This is a genomic window from Nostoc cycadae WK-1 (genome assembly GCF_002897135.1).
Taxonomy (GTDB): Bacteria; Cyanobacteriota; Cyanobacteriia; order Cyanobacteriales; family Nostocaceae; genus Nostoc_B.
In genome coordinates, this window is the sequence record NZ_DF978439.1 from 108157 (window position 1) to 115130 (window position 6974).

Annotated in this window: 7 protein-coding genes; 5 read left to right on the forward strand and 2 right to left on the reverse strand. The window is 40.7% G+C overall.

The genetic code is table 11. The features are described 5' to 3' along the window. On the forward strand, positions 1-1147 hold a 1147-nt coding region (locus NCWK1_RS23920), incomplete at its 5' end, for a HEAT repeat domain-containing protein (RefSeq protein WP_146034035.1). Between the two features lie 122 nt (positions 1148-1269). Here the strand turns inward: NCWK1_RS23920 and NCWK1_RS23925 are convergent. Beyond that, the gene (locus NCWK1_RS23925) at positions 1270-1470 is read right to left on the reverse strand and encodes a DUF433 domain-containing protein (protein WP_096578981.1); all 201 of its coding nucleotides are present in this window, start codon (positions 1468-1470) and stop codon (positions 1270-1272) included. 193 nt (positions 1471-1663) lie between these two features. On the opposite strand from NCWK1_RS23925, the gene NCWK1_RS23930 reads away from it, so the two are divergent. The 4 genes from NCWK1_RS23930 (at position 1664) to NCWK1_RS23945 (ending at position 6089) form a co-directional block, all read left to right on the forward strand. Beyond that, positions 1664-3376 (forward strand): diflavin flavoprotein, encoded by a 1713-nt coding sequence (locus tag NCWK1_RS23930; RefSeq protein ID WP_103126427.1) that lies wholly within the window; start codon positions 1664-1666, stop codon positions 3374-3376. A 166-nt stretch (positions 3377-3542) separates the two neighbouring features. Further along, positions 3543-4445 (forward strand): cell division protein FtsX, encoded by a 903-nt coding sequence (locus tag NCWK1_RS23935; RefSeq protein WP_103126428.1) that lies wholly within the window; start codon positions 3543-3545, stop codon positions 4443-4445. Positions 4446-4616: 171 nt separating this feature from the next. Next, the gene (locus tag NCWK1_RS23940; protein ID WP_103126429.1) at positions 4617-5426 is read left to right on the forward strand and encodes a DUF3598 family protein; all 810 of its coding nucleotides are present in this window, start codon (positions 4617-4619) and stop codon (positions 5424-5426) included. Positions 5427-5525: 99 nt separating this feature from the next. Continuing rightward, complete coding sequence (locus NCWK1_RS23945; protein WP_103126430.1) at positions 5526-6089, forward strand: Uma2 family endonuclease; 564 nt, start codon at positions 5526-5528, stop codon at positions 6087-6089. A 146-nt stretch (positions 6090-6235) separates the two neighbouring features. Here the strand turns inward: NCWK1_RS23945 and NCWK1_RS23950 are convergent, their stop codons facing one another. After that, entirely contained in the window at positions 6236-6733 is a 498-nt protein-coding gene (locus NCWK1_RS23950; RefSeq protein WP_103126431.1) for a DUF5063 domain-containing protein, read from the reverse strand. Positions 6734-6974: the final 241 nt, after the last annotated feature.

Genomic DNA, 6974 nt, shown 5'->3' on the forward strand with positions numbered 1-6974 from the left:
GCAGGCAGCATCAAGCTTAGGGGAAATCGGCACAGGTAATCAACAAGCGATCACGGCTTTGGTGCAACTGCTGCTATCAAAAGATGTGGATAACAAAACCCGTAGGCGGGTAGCAGAAAGCTTAGGGGAAATCGGCACAGGAAATCAACAAGCGATCGCCGCTTTGCTGCAACTGCTGCTATCAAAAGATGTGGATAACAAAACCCGTAGGAATGCAGCATCAAGCTTAGGGAAAATCGACCCAGGCAATCCAGATGCGATCGCGGCGTTGGTGCAACTGCTGCATTCATCTGATGTGGTTGAGGACACCCGTAAGCAAGCAGCAGAAAGCTTAGGGAAAATCGGCATAGGCAATCAAAATGCGATCGCCGCTTTGGTGCAATTGCTGCATTCACCTGATGTGGATAACTCTACCCGTAGGCTGGCAGCAGAAAGTTTAGAGAAAATCGACCCAGGAAATCAACAAGTGATCTCCGCTTTGGTGCAACTGCTGCAATCAAAAGATGTGTCTGGCTACGCCCGTGGGGAGACAGCAGAAAGTTTAGAGAAAGTTATACAAGACAATCGGCATCGGTCTTTAGTTATCGCAGGTTTAAAAGATTATTTGCAATTTGATGCAAACTACAATGTCATCTGGAAATGTTCTCAGAATATGCCTTACCCCGATTTCTACCAAGCTTGGCATCAAGGAAACGCTGAAACAATCCTGATTAACCATCTTGACTTACTCCAAAACTTGCAAACTGCAATTAACAACGACACTCAACTTAGCCAAAACATTCACTTAATTTGTATCGACACGAGTAAATTCATCGCACCAGATAACCCAGCCAGCAAAATTTACACAGCACTTGTCAAAGCTGGCTGTCCTAAATGTCCAGATGGTACACCGAAAACAATGGCGGAACTGCAAACCTATTGGGAATTGCTAGAAACTGACAAGCAAGTGGTTTTATTGTTTCACCCAGGTGCAACTAATCTTACAGGTGAGGCGACATACAGCCATGCGTTTCTCAACGCCATCAGCAAGTTTGAAGGTGCAATTTGTTTGATTAGCGACCCCATACCCGACTACAACACCCTCAAAGTTTTTACACCCAAGCAATCAGTTAATGAAATTTTAGAATGGTTGCGGCGTAGTTGTTGATTATGTAGTCGATACATTGGCAATGTCAGGCGATACAATCTCGATGTTAGTCGGTACATTCACAATGTTACGCAATACATTGGCAATGTTAGGCGATACATTCACAATGTTAGGCAATACATTCACAATGGTGATGCAACATAAGCAAGTGCCTCATAAATATCAGCTTCTTCCAGATAGGGATACGCTTTGAGGATATCACTATTACTGTGTCCAGATGCCATTAAACCGACTATAGTACCAACAGTAACGCGCATTCCCCGAATGCAAGGTTTACCGCCCATCACCTCTGGATTACGGGTAATTCTGGTGAGATTTTGCATATTTGCTACCTAAAATACTCATATTGTATCCAGAACAATATTTAACTCCCGCAGTTTTAATGAGTGTGGCATAGAGTATGGCTTTATTGTAAAAGCGTTGTTTGAGGCGATCGCTTTTGTCAATTCCAATTGCGGCAGATAAATGCGTAAAATTTAATCAAACAAATTAAGCTTTAGAATTTATTCAACAGTTATGCCAGATACTAAACCGCGTGATGTGCAGATACTACCAATTGCTACCGATACAACTGTAATGCGATCGCGCAGTTGGGCAAGGTTAAGATTTGAAATAGAATATGCCCTAGCTAAAGGGACTACAGCCAACTCTTATTTAATTCAAGCTGACAAAATTGCTTTGATTGACCCGCCTGGGGAAACTTTCACGCAAATTTACCTGGATGCGTTGCAAAAGCGTATTGATGTCCAAGCAATTGATTATGTAATTCTCGGTCACATCAACCCTAACCGCGCCGCCACTTTAAAAGCTTTATTAGAAATTGCACCGCAAATTACCTTTGTTTGTTCTAACCCAGGAGCGATAAATTTACGTGGTGCTTTAGAAAATCCCGACTTACCAATTATCGTGATGCGGGGAGACGAAACCCTCGATTTGGGTAAGGGACATAACCTGCAATTCATCCCTACACCAAACCCCCGCTACGCTGACGAACTCTGCACCTACGACCCCCAAACTGAAATTCTCTATACAGATAAACTATTTGGGGCGCATATCTGCGGCGACCAAGTATTAGATGAAGGCTGGGAAATTATTAACGAAGACCGCCGTTATTATTATGACTGCCTGATGGCTCCCCATGCACGGCAGGTGGAAACAGCACTAGAAAAACTCGCTGATTTTCCAGCACGTTTGTATGCTACTGGACACGGGCCTTTAGTACGTTACGGCTTAATTGAACTAACCAAAGCTTATCGTCAATGGAGTCAACAGCAAACCTCGGCTGACTTGACAGTAGCCTTAATTTATGCTTCGGCATATGGGAATACTGCAACCTTAGCCCAAGCGATCGCTCGTGGCATTACAAAAGCTGGTGTGGCGGTAGAATCAATTAACTGCGAATTTACTGAACCAGAAGAAATCCGCGCGGCGGTGGAAAAATCTGATGGTTTTGTTATGGGTTCGCCCACGTTAGGTGGTCATGCACCGACACCAGTGCAAACAGCTTTAGGGATTGTTTTATCAGCAGGAACAAACAATAAACTGGCGGGTGTGTTTGGTTCCTTTGGTTGGAGTGGTGAGGCGGTTGATTTAATTGAAAACCGACTCAAAGATGCTGGTTATCGCTTTGGGTTTGATGCCATCCGTGTGAAATTTAAACCCGATGATGCAACTCTGCAATTATGTGAAGAAGCCGGAACCGACTTTGCTCAAGCATTGAAGAAAGCCAAAAAAGTGCGATCGCAAAGTGTCCCCGCGACCAATGTCGAACAAGCAGTTGGACGCATCGTTGGTTCCTTGTGTGTGCTGACAGCCAAACAAGAAGATAGAGCCAGTGCTATGTTAGCCTCATGGGTAGCCCAAGCCAGCTTTAATCCGCCTGGTTTAACTATTGCCGTTGCTAAAGAACGGGCAGTAGAACCACTGACCCACTCAGGTAACGAATTTGTCCTGAATATTCTCAAAGAAGGCAATCACATAGGCTTGATGAAACATTTCCTCAAACCCTTCGGCCCTGGACAAGACAGATTTGCTGATGTCGCTACCGAAGAAAGTACAAATGGCTCTCCTATATTGGCAGATGCTTTAGCATATTTGGAGTGTAAAGTCCAAAACCGGATGGAATTGGGAGACCACTGGTTAGTTTATGCCACTGTAGAAAACGGTAAGGTTTTAAATCAAGATGGTGTGACGGCTGTGCATCATCGTAAGTCGGCTACGCATTATTAATGTGTTTTAACGCAGAGGAGCGCTGAGGTTAACGCGGAGTTACGCGGAGAATTGCATATTCTTCCTTTGCGTCCTTTGTGGTTTGAGTGAGAATGACATGGGTAAACTTCATTACATCGAGTATAAAGAGTGATTACGATTTACTTTTGTGATGTAGGGGTCATCTGTGTTCAAATTTCTCACGAAGCTTGACTATTTACTTAAAGAAACTTTCTTAGGGTTGTTGCGTGGCGGCTGGATGAATTGGGCAGCCGTTAGCACTGTGGCGGTATTATTATTTTTGTTTGGCTTAAGTCTGCAAACTTCTTGGCAAGTTGAAAAACTCCTGAATCAATTTGGCAGCCAGTTAGAGGTTTCAGTATATTTAGAACCGGGAATAGAAGCTAAGAGCATCGAACATTTGGTCGTGAAAATGCCGGAAGTTGTGGCGATGCAAACGGTTACTAAAGAAGAAGCTTGGGCAAAATTAGTCAAGGATTTGAGAATTGCGGATATTGACGGTGCGACTCAGCAGCTAGGGGAAAACCCTTTAGTTGATGAGATGAAGGTAAAAGCGCGGAATTCTCAAGCTGTACCAGTTTTAGCCACAAGTCTGGCTAAATTACAGGGAGTTGAGACCGTTGAGTATGTCGATGAAGCTGTAAAACGCATCGCTCAGTTGCATCGAGGTTTAAACTGGTTTACTGTGACAATTACCAGTATTTTGACTTTAACTGCGATCGCTGTTACTACCACAACCATTCGCCTAATTGTGCTGGCGCGAAAGCGAGAAATTGAAATTATGCAACTAGTCGGCGCAACTTCCGCGTGGATTTATCTACCGTTTATTTTACAAGGAATTTCTTTTGGTTTAGTTGGTGGTGCGATCGCTTGGAGTTTCATTTCCGTAATTGAACAGTTTTTAGGCAAATTACTAGCTAATCAACCAGAATTTATCCAATTCCTTGCCAATGGTTTGCAACTTGCACCCACACAAATCTTATTATTACCCCTGATTCTCTTAAGTTTCGGCGCAACGGTAGGATTAATAGGAAGTTTATTTGCAGTACACCGATTTGCTAAAGCATAGTCAATTGTCAATGGTCAATGCTCAAGAGTTATCTATTATATTTATCAAATAACACATGATATAGCAGTCGAAGTATAGGTGAGGACATTTAAAAAGCACTAATACTAGGCATAGTAAAACTTTTACCTCCTGCCTTCTGCCTCCTGCGATAAATGACCAAGGACAAATAACATGGCATCTCAATGGGAATCTTTATTAAAAAATCTTGGTGCATGGCAAGGTTCATTCACCCGATTTTCAACCCAAGGTCAACTCTTAGAAGATATTAAAAGTGTTGTTTCCTTTGAAGGATTAAACGAAAATAAAACTATGCGTCAAATTGTCCGCCGTGAAGGACAAGAAGATTTAGTTTTAGAATACAGTTCTTTAGCTAAGAGTATACTGTTCTTTGAAAATGGAGCATTTTCTCAAGGTTCGATTCAGTTAGCACCATTTACCGAATTTGGTGCAGAACTTGGTTTAATTTATGAAAACCGCCGCGTACGTTTAGTTCAATTGTTTGATAAAAACGGTCAACTTGATAAACTAACTTTAATACGAGAACATTTAGCCGGAACCGAACCAGTAGAAAATCCTCCCTTAACGGTAAATGATTTGTTGGGAGAATGGCATGGTGAGGCGATTACAATATATCCTGACTGGCGATCGCCTGATACTTTCTCTTCAACTTTAAAATTACATTTAGATGACACTGGACGATTAGTCCAGAGTTTGACTTTTGGCGAAAGAACCATCACCTCAACAGCAACTATCAAAGGTTCTCTCATTCACTTTGACCAAGACCCACAAAAGCAGGTGCAAGTTTTACTATTACCAAACGGTGCTTCTGCAACATCGCCATTGCAAGTAAAATTACGTCAACCCTTATTTTTAGAAGTTGGTTGGTTAATTAAGCCTAATCTACGCCAGCGCATGGTTCGCAGCTACAGCAATAAAGGTGAATGGGTAAGCCTAACTTTAGTGACTGAAAAAAAGGTCTAATAGTAGTTATGACTCCAGCCAAAAATCGCCAACAGATTTCTTAATCTGTAGAATAACAAATAGCAGTAGTACAACGTAGCTTTTGTAAGGAAGCATTAAATGGTACGAATCCCTGCTAAAACTCTGAGTCTTACAGAATTTCTCGCTTTACCAGAGACAGAACCTGCTAGTGAATATATTAATGGACGCATTATTCAAAAACCGATGCCACAAGGAGAACACAGCGCAATTCAGACAGAATTAGCACCTGCAATTAATTTAATTGTAAAACCCCAAAAAATTGCGCGGGCTTTCTGTGAACTTCGCTGTACATTTGGAAATCGCTCAATTGTTCCTGACATTTCTGTATTTACGTGGGACAGAATACCTCGACAAGAGAATGGTGGGGTTGCTAATGTCTTCTTAATTGCCCCAGATTGGACAATTGAAATTTTATCTCCTGATCAAAGTCAAACTAAAGTTATCAAGAATATTCTCCATTGTCTCAAGCATGGAACTCAGATGGGATGGCTGATTGATCCAAAAGAAAAAGCTGTGTTTGTTTACTTGCCAAATCAACCAACTAACGTTTATGAAGAACCGGAAACCAAGTTACCAGTTCCAGAATTTGCTAAAGATTTAAGCTTAACAGTAGAAGATTTATTTAGCTGGTTGCTGGAGTGATTGTAATTATGCTTTTTCTTTCTTTACTATCGCCTTTCCTAATCTTCTGATACACAAAGTTAACTGCGTTCATCTGCGGTTAATTTTTCCTGTCTATAACCTCACTAGATTTAGGAAACTTATAAATTAATTTATCTAAGTTCTTGCTACGAAAAATAATTATGAATTGCCCTTTGCGCTCCCACTAAATGAGCGCCCCAATGAATTTCAAAATGAAAACGCCATTCCCATACTGCTTCCCTAAAATAACTCTGCTCGTAAAGTATAAGACCTCGTTTGAGGTCTTGATAAATATCATTTAAATCATCTATAAAACTGTTGACTATAGGTTGATTATCTTCTATATTTAGTGGTTCAAATACATCCCAATAATTATTAATAGGTAATATTTGAAACCGCTTATAAATACTACTTGATTTATAAGATGAGCGAATATTTTCTACTTCTTTGTCATAATTAATATCAGATAAATCAATTTCAAGGAAGTCAATTATACCTAAATGAAGTTCAGCTAAAAGCTTTCGAGCCGTTATCATGTCCTGCTCTGGATTACTGCTAGAAGTTTCTGCCCAATCACAATACTTACGAACAGTCTTAGAAAATCTTTTAATTTTTGTTTCTGTATCTAAATTAGACAGTTCCATGTGGGAATTTTGGTTTTTTAAACAATAAATATTATTATGAAAAGACAGAAAAACCTATCAATCAAAAGAGCTTTATTGTAAAAGCGTTGTTTGAGGCGATCGCTTTTGTCAATTCCAATTGCGGCAGATAAATACGTAAAATTTAATCAAACAAATTAAGCTTTAGAATTTATTCAACAGTTATGCCAGATACTAAACCGCGTGATGGTCAGATACTACCAATTGCTACCGATACAACCGT

What these genes read in the sequence shown, in the direction of transcription:
- NCWK1_RS23925 (WP_096578981.1), bottom strand. Translation starts at nt 1,470, where the DNA reads ATGCAAAATCTCACCAGAATTACCCGTAATCCAGAGGTGATGGGCGGT.
- NCWK1_RS23930 (WP_103126427.1), top strand. Translation starts at nt 1,664, where the DNA reads ATGCCAGATACTAAACCGCGTGATGTGCAGATACTACCAATTGCTACC.
- NCWK1_RS23940 (WP_103126429.1), top strand. Translation starts at nt 4,617, where the DNA reads ATGGCATCTCAATGGGAATCTTTATTAAAAAATCTTGGTGCATGGCAA.
- NCWK1_RS23945 (WP_103126430.1), top strand. Translation starts at nt 5,526, where the DNA reads ATGGTACGAATCCCTGCTAAAACTCTGAGTCTTACAGAATTTCTCGCT.
- NCWK1_RS23950 (WP_103126431.1), bottom strand. Translation starts at nt 6,733, where the DNA reads ATGGAACTGTCTAATTTAGATACAGAAACAAAAATTAAAAGATTTTCT.